The 1,567-nt window shown below is 37.9% G+C and carries 2 protein-coding genes; one reads left to right on the forward strand and one right to left on the reverse strand.

The genetic code is table 11. The features are described 5' to 3' along the window. Window positions 1-298 precede the first annotated feature (298 nt). Window positions 299-472 carry a DUF2759 family protein gene (locus tag ACR65M_RS26805; RefSeq protein WP_121447199.1) on the reverse strand — a complete coding sequence of 58 codons (174 nt, stop codon included), beginning with the start codon at window positions 470-472 and terminating at the stop codon, window positions 299-301. A gap of 345 nt (window positions 473-817) precedes the next feature. Here ACR65M_RS26805 and ACR65M_RS26810 point away from each other — a divergent pair, with 345 nt between their 5' ends. Beyond that, window positions 818-1,453, forward strand: coding sequence for an MBL fold metallo-hydrolase (locus ACR65M_RS26810; protein WP_440274928.1), 636 nt, complete (start codon window positions 818-820; stop codon window positions 1,451-1,453). The last annotated feature ends 114 nt before the right edge of the window (window positions 1,454-1,567 follow it).

A 1,567-nucleotide genomic window follows, 5' to 3' on the forward strand; every position in this document is an offset into this window, starting at 1 on the left:
ATGTCACAATACTTATCTCAAGTATTGCCATTTTGGAGGTGTTTTATATTGTCTCACTATTTTAGGTTAGTCCAGTATCTGATGGCTTTTAAATCTTTTTTATTTTCGTCCAGCTTCATCGCCTAGCCCTTCGAGGCCGAGGCCACAAGCCCTCCATCGATAAGGTCAATAATCAACCTTCTAGCTGGTCGTCTTGTGCTGGTCGGACTTGCACAGGAAGTGCTGACATCGACGTTTGCCACAGTACGTGGCTGTAGTTAGTCGATGTTCCTATTTCAAGGCGATTGCGCATTTGTTATTAGTGAGCAGTTGGGAAACCATGTTTCCAGATTGTCATGATTGTGAACCAGCCTAATACTAAAAAGATTCCTGTAGAGAATAATAAGGCTAAAAGGTTCTTATCGCGTAAAGAACGTATAATACCAAATGCAGCTAAAATTACAACTAGTGAAAAGATAATCATTAGACCCATGTGACTTACCCCCTTGCTATAATCAATGTTACACTTAAAAGTGCGCCTTTACTTTTAAATATTCATTACTATTTTTCCCCATAGCATGAAAATTTACAACATCCCATCATTCAACTCATGAAAAATGTTGCTCGAAAAAGGCTGAAAACCCTTTATGTAAAGAAATAGATAGATTCAATCTATATTCTAATCGTTTTATACGTATTTGTCGAGGAGGAAAAAGTGACACTTTCAAGACAAATTACCTTTTAGTCAAAACCTTAAGTGCAATTGTTTAAGTGCTTTTTCGTTTTCAATTGATAGTGTAGAATAAAGGATAGATTAAAAAGCATCGGAGGGAAAGGTATGAAGTGGCAAAGGATTCCGTTAGGACCCTTACAAACAAACGCGTACATTTTGACCAATTCAAACAAGAAGTGCCTCATCTTTGATCCCGGTGGGGATGGACAAAGATTAAATACGATATTAAGGCAACAGGGACTTACCCCAGTTGCGGTTCTTTTAACACATGCTCATTTCGATCATATAGGTGCGATTGATGATGTAAAAGCTAATTGGGATGTTCCTGTGTATATTCACGAGAAAGAGAAGAATTGGCTGAAAGATCCTGCTTTAAATGGTTCAGCATATTTTATTCCTGGGCAAGAAATCTTATCAAAAGCAGAACCAACAATACTTCCTAAAGAAGGAAGTATTGAAATAAGTGACTTTCATTTAGAACTGTATTATACTCCAGGCCATTCACCGGGAAGTGTTTCGTATTATTACCAAGAACTTGGAGTAGTTTTTTCAGGAGATGCCTTATTCCAAGGCAGCATCGGGAGAACTGACCTACCAGGTGGAAGCCATGAACAACTACTTAGCAGTATTCATAAAAAGCTTCTCACATTACCAGAAGAAACAATTGTCCTATCTGGGCATGGACCTGAAACAACGATTGAAGCTGAAATGGACTCAAACCCGTTCTTAAATGGGTTTTAAACACTAAAACACAGAAAAGGTCTAACTCCGGTAGAGTCAGTGGACTAACCTAAAATAGTGAGACAATATAAAACACCTCCAAAATGGCAATACTTGAGATAAGTATTGTGACAT

This window comes from Ferdinandcohnia sp. SAFN-114 (assembly GCF_059415045.1).

Coding starts and splice junctions, on each gene's coding strand:
- ACR65M_RS26810 (WP_440274928.1), top strand. CDS start 818: ATGAAGTGGCAAAGGATTCCGTTAGGACCCTTACAAACAAACGCGTAC.
- ACR65M_RS26805 (WP_121447199.1), bottom strand. CDS start 472: ATGGGTCTAATGATTATCTTTTCACTAGTTGTAATTTTAGCTGCATTT.